Annotated in this window: 21 protein-coding genes; 7 read left to right on the top strand and 14 right to left on the bottom strand. The window is 68.9% G+C overall.

The annotated features are described in order from the left end of the window. Positions 1–158: 158 nt before the first annotated feature. The 4 genes from C8E87_RS19815 to C8E87_RS19800 are packed head-to-tail and all read right to left on the bottom strand — an operon-like array spanning position 159 to position 3894. Complete coding sequence (locus C8E87_RS19815; protein WP_133874475.1) at positions 159–740, bottom strand: Uma2 family endonuclease; 582 nt, start codon at positions 738–740, stop codon at positions 159–161. 39 nt (positions 741–779) lie between these two features. Further along, positions 780–1868, bottom strand: coding sequence for an alcohol dehydrogenase catalytic domain-containing protein (locus C8E87_RS19810; RefSeq protein WP_203720414.1), 1089 nt, complete (start codon positions 1866–1868; stop codon positions 780–782). Then, a complete protein-coding gene (locus tag C8E87_RS19805; RefSeq protein WP_133874474.1) occupies positions 1865–3268 on the bottom strand; it encodes an aldehyde dehydrogenase family protein in 1404 nt (467 codons plus the stop codon). The genes C8E87_RS19810 and C8E87_RS19805 overlap by 4 nt, the downstream gene beginning before the upstream one ends. Continuing rightward, positions 3268–3894 carry a TetR/AcrR family transcriptional regulator gene (locus C8E87_RS19800; protein ID WP_133874473.1) on the bottom strand — a complete coding sequence of 209 codons (627 nt, stop codon included), beginning with the start codon at positions 3892–3894 and terminating at the stop codon, positions 3268–3270. The genes C8E87_RS19805 and C8E87_RS19800 overlap by 1 nt, the downstream gene beginning before the upstream one ends. Positions 3895–3954: 60 nt before the next feature. Here C8E87_RS19800 and C8E87_RS19795 point away from each other — a divergent pair, with 60 nt between their 5' ends. Further along, the gene (locus tag C8E87_RS19795) at positions 3955–5127 is read left to right on the top strand and encodes an acyl-CoA dehydrogenase family protein (protein ID WP_133874472.1); all 1173 of its coding nucleotides are present in this window, start codon (positions 3955–3957) and stop codon (positions 5125–5127) included. A 111-nt stretch (positions 5128–5238) separates the two neighbouring features. Beyond that, complete coding sequence (locus C8E87_RS19790; RefSeq protein WP_133874471.1) at positions 5239–6768, top strand: long-chain-fatty-acid--CoA ligase; 1530 nt, start codon at positions 5239–5241, stop codon at positions 6766–6768. On the opposite strand, the gene C8E87_RS19785 is transcribed toward C8E87_RS19790, so the two are convergent. Beyond that, the gene (locus tag C8E87_RS19785; RefSeq protein WP_133874470.1) at positions 6748–7170 is read right to left on the bottom strand and encodes a (deoxy)nucleoside triphosphate pyrophosphohydrolase; all 423 of its coding nucleotides are present in this window, start codon (positions 7168–7170) and stop codon (positions 6748–6750) included. The genes C8E87_RS19790 and C8E87_RS19785 overlap by 21 nt on opposite strands. Before the next feature lie 183 nt (positions 7171–7353). Here C8E87_RS19785 and C8E87_RS19780 point away from each other — a divergent pair, with 183 nt between their 5' ends. Together C8E87_RS19780 and C8E87_RS19775 are read left to right on the top strand one after the other, a co-directional pair. Then, a complete protein-coding gene (locus C8E87_RS19780; protein WP_133874469.1) occupies positions 7354–7680 on the top strand; it encodes a 4a-hydroxytetrahydrobiopterin dehydratase in 327 nt (108 codons plus the stop codon). 16 nt (positions 7681–7696) lie between these two features. Further along, positions 7697–8059, top strand: a complete 363-nt coding sequence (locus tag C8E87_RS19775) for a PH domain-containing protein (protein ID WP_133874468.1) — start codon at positions 7697–7699, stop codon at positions 8057–8059. A gap of 44 nt (positions 8060–8103) precedes the next feature. On the opposite strand, the gene C8E87_RS19770 is transcribed toward C8E87_RS19775, so the two are convergent. The 4 genes from C8E87_RS19770 to C8E87_RS19755 form a co-directional block, all read right to left on the bottom strand. After that, positions 8104–8937 (bottom strand): nucleotidyltransferase domain-containing protein, encoded by an 834-nt coding sequence (locus C8E87_RS19770; RefSeq protein ID WP_133874467.1) that lies wholly within the window; start codon positions 8935–8937, stop codon positions 8104–8106. Then, positions 8934–9662: a methyltransferase domain-containing protein gene (locus C8E87_RS19765; protein WP_133874466.1), complete on the bottom strand. Its 729-nt coding sequence runs from the start codon at positions 9660–9662 to the stop codon at positions 8934–8936. The genes C8E87_RS19770 and C8E87_RS19765 overlap by 4 nt, the downstream gene beginning before the upstream one ends. After that, positions 9659–10690 (bottom strand): G5 domain-containing protein, encoded by a 1032-nt coding sequence (locus tag C8E87_RS19760; RefSeq protein ID WP_133874465.1) that lies wholly within the window; start codon positions 10688–10690, stop codon positions 9659–9661. The genes C8E87_RS19765 and C8E87_RS19760 overlap by 4 nt, the downstream gene beginning before the upstream one ends. A 147-nt stretch (positions 10691–10837) precedes the next feature. Further along, positions 10838–11401: an NADPH-dependent FMN reductase gene (locus C8E87_RS19755; RefSeq protein WP_133874464.1), complete on the bottom strand. Its 564-nt coding sequence runs from the start codon at positions 11399–11401 to the stop codon at positions 10838–10840. 93 nt (positions 11402–11494) lie between these two features. On the opposite strand from C8E87_RS19755, the gene C8E87_RS19750 reads away from it, so the two are divergent. Continuing rightward, on the top strand, positions 11495–11974 hold the full coding sequence (locus C8E87_RS19750) for a MarR family winged helix-turn-helix transcriptional regulator (RefSeq protein WP_133874463.1): 480 nt from the start codon (positions 11495–11497) through the stop codon (positions 11972–11974). On the opposite strand, the gene C8E87_RS19745 is transcribed toward C8E87_RS19750, so the two are convergent. Then, on the bottom strand, positions 11971–12561 hold the full coding sequence (locus tag C8E87_RS19745) for a TetR/AcrR family transcriptional regulator (RefSeq protein ID WP_133874462.1): 591 nt from the start codon (positions 12559–12561) through the stop codon (positions 11971–11973). The two genes, C8E87_RS19750 and C8E87_RS19745, sit on opposite strands and share 4 nt — an antisense overlap. 52 nt (positions 12562–12613) lie before the next feature. On the opposite strand from C8E87_RS19745, the gene C8E87_RS19740 reads away from it, so the two are divergent. After that, positions 12614–13063 carry a GNAT family N-acetyltransferase gene (locus C8E87_RS19740; RefSeq protein WP_133874461.1) on the top strand — a complete coding sequence of 150 codons (450 nt, stop codon included), beginning with the start codon at positions 12614–12616 and terminating at the stop codon, positions 13061–13063. 44 nt (positions 13064–13107) lie between these two features. On the opposite strand, the gene C8E87_RS19735 is transcribed toward C8E87_RS19740, so the two are convergent. From C8E87_RS19735 to C8E87_RS19720, 4 genes are all read right to left on the bottom strand, one after another. Then, positions 13108–13503, bottom strand: coding sequence for a DNA-binding protein (locus tag C8E87_RS19735; protein ID WP_133874460.1), 396 nt, complete (start codon positions 13501–13503; stop codon positions 13108–13110). Beyond that, on the bottom strand, positions 13500–13739 hold the full coding sequence (locus tag C8E87_RS19730; protein WP_133874459.1) for a hypothetical protein: 240 nt from the start codon (positions 13737–13739) through the stop codon (positions 13500–13502). The genes C8E87_RS19735 and C8E87_RS19730 overlap by 4 nt, the downstream gene beginning before the upstream one ends. 152 nt (positions 13740–13891) lie before the next feature. Further along, on the bottom strand, positions 13892–14977 hold the full coding sequence (gene ychF / locus C8E87_RS19725; protein WP_133874458.1) for a redox-regulated ATPase YchF: 1086 nt from the start codon (positions 14975–14977) through the stop codon (positions 13892–13894). A 22-nt stretch (positions 14978–14999) separates the two neighbouring features. Continuing rightward, positions 15000–15761 (bottom strand): alpha/beta fold hydrolase, encoded by a 762-nt coding sequence (locus C8E87_RS19720; protein ID WP_239079819.1) that lies wholly within the window; start codon positions 15759–15761, stop codon positions 15000–15002. A 108-nt stretch (positions 15762–15869) separates the two neighbouring features. Between C8E87_RS19720 and C8E87_RS19715 the strand changes: the two genes are divergently transcribed. Further along, complete coding sequence (locus C8E87_RS19715; RefSeq protein ID WP_133874457.1) at positions 15870–17288, top strand: DNA-3-methyladenine glycosylase 2 family protein; 1419 nt, start codon at positions 15870–15872, stop codon at positions 17286–17288. The last annotated feature ends 56 nt before the right edge of the window (positions 17289–17344 follow it).

The following is a 17344-nucleotide window of genomic DNA, read 5'->3' as shown; positions in this document are numbered from 1 at the left end:
TGGGCAGGACAGAACTGCCCCGACTTCATGAAGCTCAGTTCAAAGCCTTCATCGAGGGCACGAAAGACGGCGACTTCGCCAACCTGGTCCAGGCACGACCGGCTCGCTTCACCCCATCGAGGCGGCGGCGCAACCTCGGACGGGAGCCGCCGCCCGGCTCAGCCCCTGCGGCCGGACAGCAACGCGTCCAGATCGATCTCGATGGTGAACGGCACGGGGGTACGCAACTCGTGGCGATGAATCCCCGTTGCCACGTACTGCCGGGTGGGTGCGTCGAGTTCGTATGCGTGGACGACCGGTGAGCCGTCCTCGTCCTCGACGCGCCAGTAGTGCGGGATCCCGGCTTCGGCGTACTTGCGCAGCTTGACCGTCCGGTCGCGGTGTGCGGACTCGGGCGACTCCACCTCGCCGACCAGTCGAACCTGGTGCGGCTCAAAGAAGGTGACGTCCAAACCGTAGGGCGGGGTAGCGATCAGGAAGTCGGGTTCGGAACGATTCCGTTCGTCCAGTCTCACAGTGATCTGGCGCTCGACCTCGATGTCTGACGGCTTCTGTCGCCCGAGCCGGCTGACCAACGCGTCGACGACGCGCGCGTGCCAGATGCGCTGGGGAGACAGCACGAAGACGAGTGCACCATCGATCAGCTCGGTGCGGCGCGGCGCCTCGGGCAGGTGGTCGAGGTCGTCGGCGAACCACCCTTCGGGGCGGGGAGGCCACATCCAATCGGGCAGCCCAGACACGTGGTCACCGTAGCGACCGGCGCCCCGGCTGGCGGGCCCTCACAGGGTCACCAGGGAGCGGGCGCCCTCGCCGCGGGTCATTTGGTCGAAGGCTGAGGGGATGGCGGACAGCGGGATGCGGTCGGTGATCAGGTGGTCGAGGGTGAGGCGGCCCGTCAGGACGTCGTCGGCGAGGCGGGGGATCTCGAGGTCGGGGTCGGCGGAGCCGTAGACCGAGGAGCGCAGCGTGCGCGCCGACGAGAAGATGTCGAGGGCTGACAGGGACACGAGGTCGTCGTTGGAGCCCATGCCGACGATCGTGACCTTGCCGCCGCGGCGGGTGGCGCGCCACGCGGCTCGGATGGTGGCGGCGCGGCCCACGCACTCGAAGGCGTGGTCGGCGCCGCGGCCCGAGGTTCGGCCTCGGATGTCTTTGGAGAGGGCGTCGGACGAGACCACGAAGTCGGTGGCGCCCGCGGCCTCGGCCAGGCCCTTCTTGGCCTCGGTGACGTCGACCGCGATCACCTGGGCGGCGCCGGCGGCGCGGGCAGCGGCGACCACGGAGAGGCCCACCCCGCCCAGGCCGATCACCACGACCGACTCGCCCGCGCCGACCTGCGCCGTGTTGCGCACCGCTCCTGCTCCGGTCAGCACGCCGCAGCTCAACAGGGCGGCCTTTTCGAGTGGCAGCGATTGAGGGACGCGGATCACCGCTTTCTCGGGGGCGACCACCTGCTCGGCGAAGGCGCCCAGGCCCAGGGCCACGTGCACCGGCACGCCGTCCAGCGTCACGCCGTTCTCGAGGGACGCCACGCCCGACGACGTGGAGCACAGCCACGGCTCGCCCTGTTCGCAGAACCAGCACGTGCGGCAGGCGGGCTGCCAGTTGAGCACCACGTGATCGCCGACGGCGGCACGGGTGACGTTGGCTCCGACCTCGACGACCTCACCCGCCGCCTCGTGCCCCAGCACCAGCGGGTATGACGGGCGGATGGTGCCGTTCACCATGGACAGGTCGGAGTGGCACACCCCGGCCGCCCGCACCCGTACGCGGACCTGCCCCGGCCCGACCTCAGGCCGGCGCAACTCGGCCACGCGGGGTCGTTCGCCCGCCCCCGGAAGCACCAGGCCCTGGAAGTACGCCGTCATCGCTGGATCGCCTTCACCTGCTGGAACTCGGCGAGCCCGTGCTCACCCAGTTCACGTCCGACACCGGATTGCTTGTAGCCGCCGAACGGCGCGAGCGGGTTGAACGCCGCGCCGTTGATGTCGACCTGGCCCGTACGCATCCGCCGGGCCACGGCCAGCGCGCGTTCCTCGGAGCCCCAGACACCGCCGGCCAGACCGTACTTGGAGTTGTTGGCGATCGCCACGGCCTCGTCGTCGGACGAGAACGGAATGATCGACAGCACCGGGCCGAAGACCTCTTCCTGCGCGAGTTCGCTATCGGGGTCGACGTCGGCGAAGACCGTCGGCGCGACGAAATGTCCCAGAGGCGGCACCGGCGCATCGGCTCCGCCGGCGACCAGCCGAGCCGTCGCCCGCAGAATGAAGCCGAGCACCCGGTCACGTTGGGCCCGGGAGACCAGCGGCCCAAGACGCGTCGACTCGTCGAAAGGATCACCGACGGTGTAACCGCCTGCGGTCTTGGCGGCCAGCGACACAGCCTCGTCGTAGTGGCTCTCGTGCACCAGCATCCTGGTCCACGCCGTGCAGGTCTGCCCGGAGTTGAGGTACGCGTTGCCCACGCCCACCTTCACGGCCCGTACGAGATCGGCGTCCTCGAGGATGACGTTGGCCGACTTGCCGCCGAGTTCGAGCGCCACCTTGGCGATCCGGTCGGCGGCGGCATGCGTGATCGCGCGCCCGGTCGCCGTCGAGCCGGTGAACGAGACCATGTCGACGGCGGGGTGCCCGGCGATGGCGGCCCCCACGACCGGGCCCGTGCCGGTGACCACGTTGAGCACGCCGGCCGGAACCCGTGCCTCTTCGGCCGCGTCGACGAGCAGGAACGCCACCAGCGGAGTCAGCTCGCTCGGCTTGAGCACCACCGTGCAACCCGCGGCCAGGGCGGCGGCGACCTTGGCCACCACCTGGTGCAGCGGATAGTTCCACGGGGTGATCGCGCCGACCACCCCGATCGGCTCACGCTCGATCAGCGAGTTGCCGATCTCCCCGGCGGAAGAATGCCGGGAGGCCAGGTCGGCGTACGAGCGAAGGACAGTGATCGGAAGCCCCGCCTGCACCGCCTTGGCGATCTTGAGGGGGGTGCCCAGTTCGAGCCCGACCACCCGGGCGATCTCGGCCGCACGGGAGGCCAGCGCCGTGTGCAACCGATCGAGCACCTCGGCCCGATCCCGCGCCACCGACCAGCTCTCGAACGCCGCCCGGGCCGCCGCGACCGCCCGATCGACGTCGGCCGCCGTGCCCGCGGGCACGTGGGCCAGCACCTGCTCGGTGGCCGGATTTTCCACCGGGATCGTCTCGGCCGAGGCGGGCGGAACCCACTCCCCGCCGATGTAGAGGTGGGGCCGGTCGAGCGATGTCATCAGCGGGTCCTCATCTCGTGTCGGGCCGTGAGGCCGGTGATCAGCAGGTCCAGTCCGAGTTCGAAGGCGCCCTCGTCCACGGCTTCATGATGCTCCGCCAGACGGGGTGCGTGCCGAAGGTGTGGATAACGTTCGTAGAGGTCGGGATCGACGTCGAAGCCGAGCGCGAAGGACCCGAGCGACGAGCCCGTGACCAGGTATCTCATGAGAGCGCCGATGTGCGTGGCCTGTGCATAACTCCAGCCGGCGTCGACCAGCGCCCCGTACACGGCCTCGGCCATCGCCAGCGAGGCGGGCCGCCGGCCGGGGCCCCGGGCCAGCACCGGCACGATGTTCGGATGTTCGCTGAGCACGTTGCGGTACGAGTGGGCCCAGCGGCGCAGGGCCTCGGGCCAGTCGCAGTCGCCGAAGGCCGAGACGTCGACCTGCGCGATCACGGCGTCGGCGACCGCGTCGACGATCGAGGCCTTGGTCGGGAAGTGGTTGTAGAGCGAGGGCCCCTGCACGCCCAGCTCGGTGGCGAGCCGGCGCACCGACAGCGCGTCCAGCCCTTCGGCGTCGACCAGAGCCGAGGCTGCCTCGACGATCTTCTCCCTGGTCAGGAGGACCTGCCGTGGCCTCGCCATCGATGACCCCCGAGAAAGTTGCACTGGACGCGCTAAAACTTACACCGCTAGTTTAACGGCATGGACTTCTCGCTCACCGACGAGGAACGCGCGATCCGCGACACCGCCCGCCAGTTCATCACCCGCGAGGTCATGCCGCTCGAACAGGAGGCGCTGCGCCGCGAGCGCCGGCACGAGCCAGGCCTCGACCGCAGCGAACTGCGCGAACTCCAGCTCAAGGCCAAGAAGTTCGGCTTCTGGGGTCTGTCCACACCGGAGGAGTACGGCGGGATGAACCTGCCGGCCGTCATGCAGTCGCTGATCTGGACCGAAGTGGGCCGCACCTTCGTGCAGTTCAAGTTCGGCGGCGAGGCCGACAACATCCTCTACTACGCCAATGACCAGCAGAAGGAGGAGTTCCTGATCCCCACCATCGAGGGTGATCGGATCTCCTGCTTCGCCATCACCGAACCCGGCGCCGGCTCCGACGCCGCCAACATCAAGCTCAGCGCCCGCCAGGACGGCGACGACTGGATCCTGAACGGCGAGAAGACGTTCATCACCAACGGCAACGACGCCGACTTCGTCATCGTGGTCGCCGTGACCGACCGCGAGAAGGGCGTGCGCGGCGGCGGCACCACGGCCTTCCTGGTCGACCGGGCCATGGGCTGGCGCTCGGAGTTCATCCAGACCATGGGCGAGGGCGGCCCGGCGTCGCTGGTCTTCGACGACGTACGCGTCCCCGGGCGCAACATCCTGGGCGAGGTCGGCCAGGGTTTCGAGCTGGGCATGAAGTGGATCGGCAAGGGGCGCTACCTCATCCCGTCCAACGCCCTGGGCATCGCCGAGCGGTCGCTGGGCATGGCGATCGAGTACGCCAACACGCGCGAGACGTTCGGCCGCAAGATCGGCGAGAATCAGGCCATCCAGTGGATGATCGCCGACTCCGAGGTCGAGCTGGAGGCGGCCCGCTGGCTCATCCTGCGCGCCGCCTGGACCGTTGACCAGGGCGAAGACCCGCGGCATGCGTCGTCGATGGCCAAGCTGTACGGCGCGCGGATGGTCAACAACGTGGTCGACCGCGTCATGCAGATCCACGGCGGGATGGGATACACCCGCGAGCTTCCGATCGAACGGTGGTACCGCCAGGTGCGACTCATGCGTATCTATGAGGGTACCGATGAGATGCAGCGGCTGATCATCTCCCGCGACCTGCTCCGCGGGTACACCAAGATCGGAGGCCACTTGGCATGACTGACTGCACCGGAGTGAGCGAAGCGGCTGGAGGGCCAGGAAGGCATGCCGCAGGAGGCTCAGCATGACTGACTGCACCGGAGTGAGCGAAACGGCCGGAGGAGGCACCGCATGACCCAGTTGTCGCTCGCCACCGTCCTGGCGGAGTCGGCCCGTAAATACCCCGACAAAATCGCCGTGATCGACACGCTGACCACCGAACGCATCACCTACAAAGATCTTTGGCAACAAGCCCTCACGTACGCGGGTGGGCTGAACATCAATCCCGGTGACGTGGTCGCCGTCCAGATCCCCAACCTGGCCGACTTCCCCCGCGTCTACTACGCCGTGCTGGCGGCCGGCGGCACGATCGTCCCCATGCACCTGCTCCTCACCCCCGAGGAGAACGCGTACGTCCTCAAGGACAGCGGGGCGAAGCTCCTGATCGCCCACTCCAGTCAGCTCGAGAACGCGGGGGCCGCCGCCAAGCTGGCCGGCGTCCCGGTCATGTCGGTCGGCCCGGCCGTCCCCGGCATCGACCGGCTGGAGGAGGCTCCGGGCGAACCGCTGCGGTCGTACGTGAGTCGTGAGGCCGAGGATGTCGCCGTCGTCTTCTACACCAGCGGCACCACCGGCCGCTCCAAGGGCGCGCTGCTGACCCACCTCAACCTCGTGATGAACACGATGGTCAACGTCTTCGACATCCACGACCTCAACGCCGACGACATCGTCATGGGCTGCCTGCCGCTCTTCCACACGTTCGGCCAGACCGTCGGCATGAACGGCACGTTCCGGCTGGGCGGCACCATCGTGCTGATGGCCCGCTTCACCGGTGAGGCCGCGATCCAGTTGATGGTCCGCGAGAACGTGACGATCTTCCACGGCGTGCCGACCATGTACATCGGCCTGCTGGAGGCGGCGGCCAAGGCAGACAAGCTGCCCAACCTGCGTCTGTGCGTGTCGGGCGGCGCGTCGCTGCCGGTGGCGGTGCTCGAGAAGTTCAACGACGCGTTCGGCGCGACGATCTTCGAGGGGTACGGGCTCTCCGAGACCTCGCCGACCGCTACGACGAATCAGCCCGCGTTCGGCACCAAGGCGGGCACGGTCGGCCATCCGATCTGGGGCGTCGAGGTCGAGATCGCCCGGCCCGAGATCGACGAGCGCATCGAGCTGATGGATGACGGCGAGCTCGGCGAGATCGTGATCCGGGGGCACAACGTGTTCGCCGGCTACCTCAACAACCCGGAAGCGACGGCCGAGGCGGTGGTCGACGGCTGGTTCCGTACGGGGGATCTGGGCCGTAAGGACGAGAACGGCTTCATCTCGATCGTCGACCGCAAGAAGGACCTGGTCATTCGGGGCGGTTTCAACGTGTACCCGCGCGAGGTCGAGGAGGCGCTGGCCCGCCACCCGGCCGTGCAGCAGGTCGCGGTGATCGGGGTGCCCGACCCGGTGCACGGCGAGGAGATCTGTGCGGTGGTGGTGCCCGATCCGGGCGGCATCACGGCCGAGGAACTGATCGAGTGGTCGCGCGAGAAGCTCGGCAAGCACAAGTACCCGCGTCAGATCCGGTTCGCCGAGTCGCTGCCGCTCGGACCCAGCTTCAAGGTCCTCAAGCGTGAGCTGAGGAAGGAGTACGGGTCAGATCAGCAGGGCGGGTAGCTCGGCGACGATCGGCTTGTCCGCGGGCAGCCAGTGCACGCTGTCCAGCTCGTCCTTGGCGAGCCAGCGCATGGACGTGTGTTCCAGCGCCCGCGGCACGTCGCCTTCCAGCAGGCGTACGGCGAAGACGCGCAGCACGGCCCGGCCGTGCGCGAGGGGAACGTCGGGGCCGACCCGGTCGCCCACCTCGACGCGGACGCCCAGCTCTTCGGCGCACTCGCGGGCCAGCGCCACCTGATCGGTCTCGCCCGGCTCGACCTTGCCGCCGGGGAACTCCCACCGGCCGGCCACCTCGGGCGGCGCCGATCGCTCACACGCCAGAACCCGCCCAGCAACGATGATCACCGCAGCCACGATTACCCTTCGTGACGTTGGTGACCTGACGTGCTGTTTCTGTGGCATGAGATCGAAGTTTCCCACAAAAGTTTACCCTTCAGGGTGCCCGAGCCGTCCCGATCGTCACGCAAACACGGATATGTGGGCGTGGACATGCTTGCTGTGGAAGGCAAGACTGTCAGCACCGACCATGACGACACGGCGACAGTTTGGCCACAAGCCGGCAACGACGCCTAGGGGGGTGCGGCGATGCGGGCCAGAAGACAGCGGGTCAAGACTTCCGACTACCTCAGCGACGCGCTGACGCTGCTCAGCGGCTGGGAGCGTGACGGGGTCCAGCTCAAGCGCGAACTGGTGTGCGACGACAGTCAGCATGCCGCATTGACGGAACGGATCAAGGTGGCGGCGGACACACTGCGCATACGCCCCTCCATCCGGCGAACCGACGGTCACACTCAGATCTGTTTGGGTGATCGTGACGGCGACGCCATCACGGACGGTGAGGTCACTCTCGCCGCTCGGATCGAGGATTTCTATCGTACGGTCACGGCTCCCCAGGGCTCACATAGCCCTTGATCGCTACCCTCGGCCCATGAGCGAAGTCATCTACGACAACAAGGGCCAGCTCCAGCAGATCGAGAGCGGCTTGCTCGACGGCGAACAGATCATCGCTGTCTACGACGCGGTCGGGGTCGGCACCGGCTTCATCGGGCTCACCAACCGCCGCGTCATCATTCAGGACAAGTCATTCGTCGGGAAGCGGGTCGCGCTCACCAGCATCCCGTACTCGAAGATCAGCAGCGTCAGCGTGGTGAGCAACAAGAGCTGGGCCGGGCAGTTCTTCTCCACCGGCACGATCGCGCTCACCGTCGGCACCCACGTCTACGAGGTGGAGTTCCGCGGCTCGGAAAAGACGCACCACGTGCACAACGTGATCCTGCACTACGCGTCGTAGCGGGCACCGGAGCAGTCACAGCGGCACCGGAGCAGTCGTATAGGTCACCGGAGCATCAGCGTGCACGCGTCGGCGGTGTCCAGCACCAGGTCGGCCGCGATGTCGACGGCCAGGCGCAGCCGCAGCGGATCGCCCTCGAGCGCCGCGAACGCCTGGTCGACCCGCTCGGCGAAACGCTCCGGCGCGCCGGGCAGTCCGGCTGTCGCCGCCACCGCGCCCTTCTCATTGATCAGCCAGCGGCCGGCCGCGCCGTGCAGGGCGTGCGTGCACACCCCGACCAGCCGGAACAGGCAGCCCGCGACGAACGCGGTGTCGGTGCGCCCGATGCCCTTGCGGGCCAGCGCGACGAGGAAGTCGGCCTCCCACAGACCGGCCACCAGTGCGTGCGACAGCGGGGCGGGGAAGCTCTGCAACTCGTCGCGCATCCGGGTCAGCTCGCCGGTCGGGTCGGCCAGGATCTGACAAAGAGCAAGTTCCCCGGCGTACGCGTGATCCGCGAACCCGAGAGGGTGACCGGCCTGCTCGTGGAACGCGTAACGGCCCTGCTCGGCGTCGGCGACAACCCCCCGTACGCGGTCAAGGTCTCGATAGATGAGGTCGAGCGCGCCGCCGTCGACCGTGAGCCACCCTCCGCCGTCGACCCACGGCCCCCACCCGCCGGGCTCGGTGACCTGCGCGGATTCACCGGCGAGGGCCCGCGCGACCTGGCCCAGCCGGTTGACGTCGAGCGGCCGGCGGTAGTAGACGCCCAGGTCGGTGTCGGAGTCGGCGGTGTGCGTGCCCCGGGCCCGGCTGCCACCCAGCACGACGCCCACCACGCCGGGAACGCGCGCGACCTCGGCTGCTATCCCCGCCAGACGCGTGTCGTTCAGGCTCACTTGCGGGCCTCGACCAGGACACGTGCCGCGTACGAGACGAACATGCCTTTCACGGTGATCTCCTCGTGCACGTCGCGCAACCTGTCCCGGTATTTCCCGATCGTGAAACCGGGAACGGTCCAGACGACCTTGCGCAGGAAGTGGGCCACGGCGGCGATGTCGTAGAACTCCAGGCGCAGACGCTCGCTCTTCAGCTGGACGACCTGCAGTCCGGCGGCCTCGGCGGCGGCCGCGATCTGCTCAGGGCGCTGCCGGCCGGGCGGCGGCAACGGGCCCAGCATCGCCTCGGACAGTTCACGATTGCTGCCCGCGCCGATCTGCTGCGACAGGAAGATGCCGCCGGGCGAGAGGATTCGCGCCGTCTCGGCCCACTGGGTGTTCACCGGGTGCCGGCTCACCACCAGGTCGAACACGCCATCACGGAAGGGCAGCCCGTCCGCGGCGATCACATGGGGGACCTTCGCCCGAGCGACCTGCGGCATCCAGGCCTCGGTGGCCACGAGCAGCCCCGTGGCGCGGGCTTTCTTGATCGCGTACGAGAAGACCTCGCCCCCGCCGGTCTGCACGTCGAGCGCGCGGACGGCGTGGGTGAGCCGCTCGGCGACCAGGTCGGCGTACCCCCAGGACGGCCTCTGCTCGGTCGCCCGGCCGTCGAACCAGGCGAAATCCCAGCCGTCGAGCGGGACGGCCGCGGCCTCGTCGAGCAGAGCGTCGAAGTCGTTCACCCGCGTGAGTCTGCGACCGGCTCCTTCGGCGCGCAATGCATTTGCGGAAGCTCATCCACGGCCTCGCCGTCGATCAGCTCGATGTCCTGGTCGAGCACGGTGATCGATCCACCGAGAGCGGCCGCGCTCTCCTCGGGCTCCGGTTGCGGGCACGCCTTGCGGCCGAGCGGCACGCAAAGGGCGAGGCTCTTGCCCTCGCAGCGGTAACCGCGGGGACGGTCGAAGCCGCGGCGGGAGCCGAACGCGATCACGCGGTGCTGCGGCTGACGGGTGACGGTGATGTCGACCAGCTCGCGGTCGATCTCGCGCCCGTCGTTCAGGGTCACCAGGTAGCGCAGGGTCTCCTCGCCGGCCACGCCCGCGGACTGCACCTTCTTGGCGCCGCGGGGCAGCGTCGGGTCACGGACGAACTTCGTCTGGAACGGCACCTCGCGCTTCTCGTACTCGGTGCGGGTGGTGATCCCGGGCTGTCCCGGGGTCGTGGGCCCCGCGGGCGGCCGGGCCGCGCTCGGCGCGGGCGGGTAGGCCGGGGACTCGGCGGCGGGCTGGTGCGTGCGGGGCTCGCGGGCGCCCGTACGGTCGGCCTTGTCAGCGCCGCGGGGGATCGTGGCGGCCCGTTTGGCGCCCCCGTACGGCGCGGCCACCGGTTCCATCCCGGGAGCGGCCCGCTTCGTCCGTGGGCCCGGCGGTTCCATCCCCGGTACGGCCGGCTCCATCCCCGGTACGGCCGGCTCCATCCCCGGTACGGCCGGCTCCATCCCCGGTACGGCCGGCTCCATTCCCGGAGCGGCCGGGTTCGTTCCCGAGCCGGTCGAGGGCAGGGCCGCGGGCTCGGCCCCGGCCTCGGTTCCCGCGCCCGTGTCGGCGGCCTGGCCGACGGCGGTCACGATGCGGGGCGCGTCGGAGCCGTCCGAGGTCAGGGCGGCGATCCCGGCCACGCCGCCGCCGATCGCGATGAGCAGGGCACTGGTGCCGGCCGTCATCCGTACGCCGAACGGCAGCCTGGCCCACCAAGACTTTCGTGGCATTTCGAGCAATTGCTGAAGAGAGTCACTAGTTGTCTGGTTTTGCACTCAAGCATTGTGCGCCGCGGCCCCCGGGATGCAAGCATCTCCGGGGGCCGTTTGTGCATTACGCCCTTTTCGAGCGGTCTTGCGTTACCTTTGCCGCTTTGCTCAGGCGGGCTTGCGGACCGTCTCGAGCGCCTTGCTCCACGCCACCGTCTGGTCGAGAACGGTGGCGAGGGCCTGCTCCTGGCGCTCGCTCGGCAGGAAGGTGCTGTAGTTCTCGAAGTCGGTCGCGAGCGACAGGAGGACCTGTGCCCGCACGTCGGCCAGCATGAGCTCGCCGGCGATCAGCCGCAGGTGCTCGACGGCGCGGGCGCCGCCGACCGCGCCGTAGCCGACGAAGCCGGCAGCCTTGTTGTTCCACTCCTTGAAGAGGAAGTCGATCGCGTTCTTGAGCGCGCCCGACGTGGAGTGGTTGTACTCCGGGGTGACGAAGATGAAGCCGTCGAACGAGTCGATCTTCTTGGCCCACTCGATGGTGTGCGGCTGGCTGTACTGGCCCAGCGACGGCGGAATCGCCTCGTCGAGGTGGGGCAGGTTGTAGTCGAGGAGGTCGACCAGCTCGAACTCGGCGTCGGTGCGCTTGGCGGCCACGTCGTAGACCCACTTGGCCACGGCCTCGCCGTTGCGGCCCGGACGGGTGCTGCCGAGGATGATTCCGATCTTGGTCATGTCGTCTGCTCTCTTGAACGATGCCTGTGTCGTTGCCCTCTAACTTGCTTCGTCAAGCAACTATTCCGCCTCGGGCCGCCTACGATCAACGTCATGTCCGCCACATCACCCCATCCGACCCTGCCGCCGGGCCTCACCGCGCTCTCGCCCGGCGAAGAGGCGGTCATGCGGGCGTTCGGCCGGATCCTGCTGGTGCTGCCCCGCGCCATGAACGCGGACCTGGAGGCCGAGCAGCGCATGTCGCTCAGCGAATACAGCGTGCTGCGCCACCTGTCCGAGTCGCCGCACCGGCGCATGCGGATGAGCGAGCTCGCGCAGGCCTGCGACATGTCCCTCAGCGGCATGACCCGGCTGGCCGCCAAGCTCGAATCGTCCGGTTTCATGAAACGCGTCAAGTGCGACGAGGACGCCCGCGGCTGGAACGCCGTGCTGACCGACAAGGGCCTGGACCGCTTGCGTGAGGCATGGCCCACCCACCTGCGCAGTGTGCGCCGGCACATCTTCGATCACCTGGGCGACCTGGACCTCGAGGCGCTGGCCAAGACCCTCGGCAAGATCGCCGGAGACGCCTAGGACCCCAGCCCGTACGCCGTGAGGGCCGTCTCCAGCATGCGTTCCTGATCCGCCGCCGGGTAGCTCTCGGGGTCGGCGGCAGCGAACGCGGCAGCGCCCTCGGCCATCGTGATCAACCCCAGCGCGACCGACCTGACCCTCTGCTGCGGCCACTCCGGGGCGGCCTCCGCGACCAGCCGTTCGACCCGCTCGCGCCACGACCGGTTGTTGCGCCGGTGCATCGCGATGAGTTCGTCGTCGGACACCGCGGCGGCCAGGAAGCCCACCCAGACCACACTCTCGGTCACCGTCTCGGCGTCGGTCGCGAGCCCCTGACGCAGGACGGCCCGCAAGGCTTCCCGGGGTGTCTCGGCTCCGGCCTCGAGCGCCTCGACCCGCAGCCGGCTCTTCTCGTGCAGCAGCTCGCGGGCATGCAGCAGCAACGCGCGCCGGTTGGGGAAACGGTGCATGACCAGCCCGGTCGTGCATCCGGCGGCCGCGGCCACCGCCCGTACGGTCAATTTCTCCAGCCCCTGATGAGCGAGCACATCCCAGACCGCGCGGGACAGTGCCTCCCCTTGAGCCGGCCGATCCGCCGTCCGTGACATGCATAGTAGCGTAACAGGCGTTACCGTAACGCCTGTTATTTCAGGAGGGCCGATGATCACTATTGAGGAACGCCCCTGGGACGACCCCGCCGGCGTCGAACTACGCCTCGCCCAGCGCGCCGAACTGGACCTGCGCTACGGCTCCGACGACCACGAACCCGGCCCGCTCCCATCGGCCACCGACATCGACCTGTTCCTGATCGCCCTCGCCGACGGCCGGCCCGTGGGCTGCGGCGCCTTGCGGCAACTGTCCCCGACGAGCGTCGAGATCAAGCGCATGTACGTCACCCCGCCGTCCCGCGGCACGGGGGTGGCCACGGCCATCCTGCGCGCCCTGGAAGCCGCCGCCCTGACCCGGGGCTGGACAACCGTGCGCCTCGAAACCGGAACCGCCCAGCCGGACGCGATCCGCTTCTACGAGCGCGAGGGCTACAAACAGATCCCCCTGTACGGCCACTACATCGGCTCAACAGTCTCCGTCTGCTACGAACGCACCCTCTGAGTTATGGCCTGCAGCCCTCGACCCCGAACGCGAATCGAGGGCCCTCAGAGAGCGACGATCCGCACGCCTTGCCCACATAACTTGACCATGTCGTCCACGTCCGACGTCAGAACCGCGACCGGCGACGGCATCCGGAGCGCCACCTCCGCGACCATGGAGTCGATGGCGAACTTGTGCCCGTGCAACCCCGCCGCTTTGAGCAGCCCCGCGCTGCGCCGGGCGCTCTCCTTGGTGACAGCCTCCACCCGGATCCGGGACAACAGCCAGCTCATCCTGGCCTTGTCCACGCCTGGGTGGGAAACCTCGATGATCGTTGCGGCTGACATGGCCAGGTCAGCCCCGCCACGCTCCGCCAGTTCCAATAGTCGGAGAACCTTGCGATCCCGGACGATCCACCCTGAGAAGCCCTGCGAATCGAGTACCAGCGACTCGAGGCTCACGCCGCCTGCCCTGTTTCTTCGCCGCCGTACAGGAGCGCCTGGGCCTCAGCCATCTCGTCGTCAGTGAACGCGCCGAACTCGTCTTGGTAGCGGTCCAGTTCCTCGCGCAAAAGCCTGCGTCGTTCGGCGCGCTCGGCCAGCTCGGTGAGGTAGCCGGAGACGTTGTCGGTATGCGATCTCATGCTCTCCAGCAGTTCCACCGGTAGCGTGATCGTGACCTTCTTCGTCTTGGCCATACGGCGACCATACCATGGTATTACCAAGGATTCGCCTGACGACAATGCCCTCCCTGGCACTTAGGCGGCCGGAAGAAGGCACGCTCACGCGGTTCCAAACGGCTGGATCCTGTCGAGGGACGGCCGCAAAAGCCGACCGGGCGCAGACTCCGTCAGACGTTGAACCTGAATTCGACGACGTCGCCGTCTTTCATGGTGTAGTCCTTGCCTTCCATGCGGACCTTGCCGGCGGCCTTGGCGGCTGACATGGAGCCGGCGGCCATCAGGTCGTCGAAGGAGACGATTTCGGCCTTGATGAAGCCGCGCTGGAAGTCGCTGTGGATGACGCCCGCGGCCTCGGGGGCGGTGGCGCCGACCGGGATCACCCAGGCCCGTGCTTCCTTCGGGCCGGCGGTCAGGTAGGTCTGCAGGCCCAGGGTGTTGAAGCCGACCCGGATCAGCTGGTCGAGGCCGGGCTCGGTCTGGCCGGTGGACTCCAGCAGCTCCTGCGCCTCGTCCGGCGGCAGATCGATCAGCTCGGACTCGATCTTCGCGTCCATGAAGACGGCCTCGGCCGGGGCGACCAGGGCGCGCATCTCGTCGAGGAAGGCGTTGTTGTTCAGCTCGTCCTCGTCGACGTTGAAGACGTAGATGAACGGCTTCGTGGTGAGCAGGTGCAGCTCGCCCAGCAGGGAGACGTCGACGCCGGCGGCGGCCGCGCCCTTGTGCAGGGTCACGCCGTCGTTGAGGACCTTGAACGCGCCCTCGGCGGCGGCCACGACGGGGGCCTTGTCCTTCTTGAGCTTGGCTTCCTTCTGCAGGCGGGGCAGCGCCTTTTCGACCGTCTGCAGGTCGGCCAGGATCAGCTCGGTGTTGATGGTCTCGATGTCGTCGGCGGGTGAGACCTTGCCGTCGACGTGCAGCACGTTGGGGTCGGAGAACGCGCGTACGACCTGGCAGATCGCCGTGGCGTCGCGGATGTTGGCGAGGAACGCATTGCCGCGGCCCTGGCCCTTGGACGCGCCGCGGACCAGGCCGGCGATGTCGACGAAACTCACCGGGGCCGGAATGATCTTTTCGCTGCCGAAGAGCGAGGCGAGCCGCTCCAGCCGTTCGTCGGGCAGCCCGACCACACCGACGTTCGGCTCGATCGTCGCGAACGGGTAGTTCGCGGCGAGCACGTCGTTCTTGGTCAGGGCGTTGAAAAGGGTGCTCTTGCCGACGTTCGGCAGGCCGACGATTCCGATGGTGAGGCTCACGGAACGTCAGTCTACGCAAGCGTCATCGGAAGAACTTCCGCAGTTCCGCCGCGACCAGCTCCGGCTTGCCGTTGTTGTCTGCCGCGACGTGCCCCACGCCCCTCAGCGTGACCCGCCGCACCCGGGGCAGCACGGGTTCCAGGCCGTTCAAGACCTGTTTCAGGTACGCCGCGGAGCGCTCGCCGCCGAGCAGCAGCGTCTCGGCGGTGACGGCCGAATACCGGTCGAGCGGCCCGGTCGCTTGTTCGACGACCGCGGCGTCCTGACGCATGGTGGGGACGAGCTCGCGCACGTTCGGGTCGGCCCGCATCCACAGCCGCAGGAGGGGATGGAGCGCCGCCCTGGGGACGTACGGGAAATCGCCTGTGCCTTTGGACACGGTGACGAGCGCCGACGCCGTCCGGCCGGCGGCCAGCTCCTTCTCGTAGCGCGGCAGCCACGCGAGCGGGTCGTGATCGCCGTAGCGGAGGGGCGGCTCGTAGAGCGCGAGCCGTTCGATGCCGGTCAGCTCGAGCGCGCCGTGCAGGGCGACCACCGCGCCGGAGCTGAGACCGAACACGTTGCCGGCGCCGGTCTCGTCGAGCAGGGCGGCCAGCCCGTCGAGCTCGGTTCGCAGGTCGCCGCGGTTGCGGTCGGGCACGTAGACGGTGAAGCCGGCGGCGAGCTCGGTCGCGAGCCGGGTGAAGCTGGCCGAGGTCTGCATTCCGCCGTGCAGGAGCACGACTTTGGGGCCGCCGTCGCCGAAGGTGCGGTACCGGATGTCCGGTCGGGCACAAGTCATCATGTGTCAACCGTAGTTGACACCAAGCGGGACGTCAACCAAAGTTGACAGCAAATGGCCATGTCCGAATCCCGCCAGACACCGGTGCACGCGAGAAGCAGTATTGAGCGCATGGAACTGGACTTCGAGCGGTGCTACCGCGCCGTGGACAGCCGGGACCAGCGCTTCGACGGCTGGTTCTGCACCGCTGTGACCAGCACCGGCATCTACTGCCGCCCGTCCTGCCCGGCGATGACCCCGAAACGGGAGAACGTCCGCTTCTATCCGAGCGCGGCCGCCGCCCAGCGGGCCGGTTTTCGCGCGTGCAAGCGCTGCCGCCCCGACGCCGCCCCCGGCTCACCCGAGTGGGACGTACGGGCCGATCTGGTCGGACGGGCGATGCGGCTGATCGGCGACGGCGTGGTCGACCGTGAGGGCGTGCCGGGCCTGGCGAGCCGCCTCGGTTACACCGAGCGGCACCTGAACCGCCTGCTCACCGCGGAGCTGGGCGCCGGACCCCTGGCGCTCGCCCGGGCGCAGCGCGCGCAGACGGCCCGCATCCTCGTCGAGACGACCGACCTGGGCCTGGCCGAGATCGCTTTCGCGGCGGGTTTCGGCAGCGTACGCCAGTTCAACGACACGATCCTGGCGGTGTACGCGCAGCCGCCGGGCAAGTTGCGCGAGGCACGCCCGATCGCGCGGGCCGAGGCGGGCACGATCAACCTGCGACTCGCCTACCGTTCACCGCTGCACGTCCCGGCACTGCTCGATTTCCTGGGGACGCGCGCGCTGCCCGGCGTGGAGGAGCGCGACGGGAACTCGTACGGGCGGGGTCTGTCCTTGCCGCACGGAAGCGCGACCGTCACGCTCACCCCGGCCGACCGCTGGGTCTCGGCGACGTTGCGGCTCGGCGACGTGCGTGACCTGGCCCCGGCAGTGGCCCGCTGCCGCCGGCTCTTCGACCTGGACGCCGATCCCGAGGCCGTCGACGCGACGCTGGGCGCCGATCCCGCGCTGGCCGAAATGGTCGCGAAAGAGCCCGGGGTACGCGTGCCGCGCTCGGTGGACGGGTTCGAGATGGCGGTCCGCGCGATCGTCGGGCAGCAGGTCAGCGTGTCGGGCGCGCGCACCACGCTGAGCCGGATGATCCGCTCGTTCCGCGAGCCGGACACGTTGATCGGGTTCCCGAGCGCGGCCGAGATCGCGAGCCTGCCGGACAGCGCGTTCGGGATGCCGGTGGCGCGACGCCAGTCGATTCGCGCGCTGGCCGAAGCGGTCGCCGACGGCAAGCTCGACCTCAACCCGGGAGCGGATCGCGACGAAACTGTCGCTCGTCTGATGGAGCTGCCCGGGATAGGCGCGTGGACGGCTGGCTACGTGGCGATGCGCGCGATCGGCGACCCCGACGTCTTCCTCCCCACTGACCTGGCCGTTCGCCGCGGCGCCGAGGCCCTCGGCCTGCCCGGCGACCCCAAGACCCTTTCCCCGTACGCCGAGAGGTGGCGCCCGTGGCGCTCCTATGCGCTCATTCGCCTGTGGAGAGCGTCCTGAGTTGTCCACAGGCCCAATTTCCCGGCCGTGCAGAGGCCAGACTGTGTGCCGCAAAC

Origin of the sequence: Paractinoplanes brasiliensis (assembly GCF_004362215.1) — a bacterium.
Classification (GTDB): Bacteria; Actinomycetota; Actinomycetes; order Mycobacteriales; family Micromonosporaceae; genus Actinoplanes; species Actinoplanes brasiliensis.
This window is presented reverse-complemented; position numbering and strand designations above follow the sequence as displayed.

Excerpts from the sequence above, each read along its gene's own strand:
- C8E87_RS19790 (WP_133874471.1), top strand. The coding sequence starts at position 5,239 with ATGACCCAGTTGTCGCTCGCCACCGTCCTGGCGGAGTCGGCCCGTAAA.
- C8E87_RS19795 (WP_133874472.1), top strand. The coding sequence starts at position 3,955 with ATGGACTTCTCGCTCACCGACGAGGAACGCGCGATCCGCGACACCGCC.
- C8E87_RS19775 (WP_133874468.1), top strand. The coding sequence starts at position 7,697 with ATGAGCGAAGTCATCTACGACAACAAGGGCCAGCTCCAGCAGATCGAG.
- C8E87_RS19730 (WP_133874459.1), bottom strand. The coding sequence starts at position 13,739 with ATGGCCAAGACGAAGAAGGTCACGATCACGCTACCGGTGGAACTGCTG.
- C8E87_RS19745 (WP_133874462.1), bottom strand. The coding sequence starts at position 12,561 with ATGTCACGGACGGCGGATCGGCCGGCTCAAGGGGAGGCACTGTCCCGC.
- C8E87_RS19720 (WP_239079819.1), bottom strand. The coding sequence starts at position 15,761 with ATGATGACTTGTGCCCGACCGGACATCCGGTACCGCACCTTCGGCGAC.
- C8E87_RS19805 (WP_133874474.1), bottom strand. The coding sequence starts at position 3,268 with ATGACATCGCTCGACCGGCCCCACCTCTACATCGGCGGGGAGTGGGTT.
- C8E87_RS19810 (WP_203720414.1), bottom strand. The coding sequence starts at position 1,868 with ATGACGGCGTACTTCCAGGGCCTGGTGCTTCCGGGGGCGGGCGAACGA.
- C8E87_RS19750 (WP_133874463.1), top strand. The coding sequence starts at position 11,495 with ATGTCCGCCACATCACCCCATCCGACCCTGCCGCCGGGCCTCACCGCG.
- C8E87_RS19800 (WP_133874473.1), bottom strand. The coding sequence starts at position 3,894 with ATGGCGAGGCCACGGCAGGTCCTCCTGACCAGGGAGAAGATCGTCGAG.
- C8E87_RS19785 (WP_133874470.1), bottom strand. The coding sequence starts at position 7,170 with ATGCCACAGAAACAGCACGTCAGGTCACCAACGTCACGAAGGGTAATC.
- C8E87_RS19755 (WP_133874464.1), bottom strand. The coding sequence starts at position 11,401 with ATGACCAAGATCGGAATCATCCTCGGCAGCACCCGTCCGGGCCGCAAC.
- C8E87_RS19740 (WP_133874461.1), top strand. The coding sequence starts at position 12,614 with ATGATCACTATTGAGGAACGCCCCTGGGACGACCCCGCCGGCGTCGAA.
- C8E87_RS19760 (WP_133874465.1), bottom strand. The coding sequence starts at position 10,690 with ATGCCACGAAAGTCTTGGTGGGCCAGGCTGCCGTTCGGCGTACGGATG.
- C8E87_RS19715 (WP_133874457.1), top strand. The coding sequence starts at position 15,870 with ATGGAACTGGACTTCGAGCGGTGCTACCGCGCCGTGGACAGCCGGGAC.
- C8E87_RS19780 (WP_133874469.1), top strand. The coding sequence starts at position 7,354 with ATGCGGGCCAGAAGACAGCGGGTCAAGACTTCCGACTACCTCAGCGAC.